The 658-nt window shown below is 71.9% G+C and carries 1 pseudogene; it reads left to right on the top strand.

Annotated features, from left to right (window positions below):
• Positions 1–57: 57 nt before the first annotated feature.
• Positions 58–658 (top strand): annotated as a pseudogene (locus tag DSP71_RS08595) (aryldialkylphosphatase); the annotation flags it as partial.

Here is a 658-nt window from a genome sequence, read left to right as displayed (position 1 = left end):
CGATCTCACACCCGAGACCGTCGAGCGACTCGCCGAGGCCGCGGAGTCGGTGCGCTGATGTCCGCCGTCGTCCGCACGGTGCTCGGGGACATCGCCCCGGCGCTGCTCGGGCGCGTGGACTACCACGAGCACCTGTTCCAGGTGTCGCCGCTGCTGCCGGGAGACGAGCTCGACGACGAGAAGGCCTCGGGCGAAGAGGCGGCGCTGCTGCAGGCGAGCGGATTCGAGGCGATGGTGGATGCCACCCCCTTCGGTGTCGGCCGCGACGCCTCCGCCCTGGCGCGGATCAGTGCGTCGACCGGACTGCACATCGTCGCGACGACCGGCCGACACCGTGAAGCCCACTACGGCGCAGACCATCCGATGCAGGTGTGGACCGCCGACCGTCTGGCCGCCCTCTTCATCGCCGACATCACACGCGGCATGCCCGCCGACGACGCGGAGCTCTTCGAGGCCCCAGAGGTGTCCATCGCCGCAGCGCCCGACGGCGCACCCGTGCGCGCCGGGATGCTCAAGGGCGGCGCCGACTACTGGCGCATCAGCCCGTTCGAGCGCACCACGCTGGTCGCGGTGGCCGAGGCGCACCGCGCGACGGGGGCGCCGGTCATGGTGCACCTGGAATTCGGCACGGCGGCTCACGAGGTGCTCGATCTGCTCG

The organism is Microbacterium sp. H6, assembly GCF_003314775.1.
Lineage (GTDB): Bacteria > Actinomycetota > Actinomycetes > Actinomycetales > Microbacteriaceae > Microbacterium > Microbacterium oxydans.
This window is presented reverse-complemented; position numbering and strand designations above follow the sequence as displayed.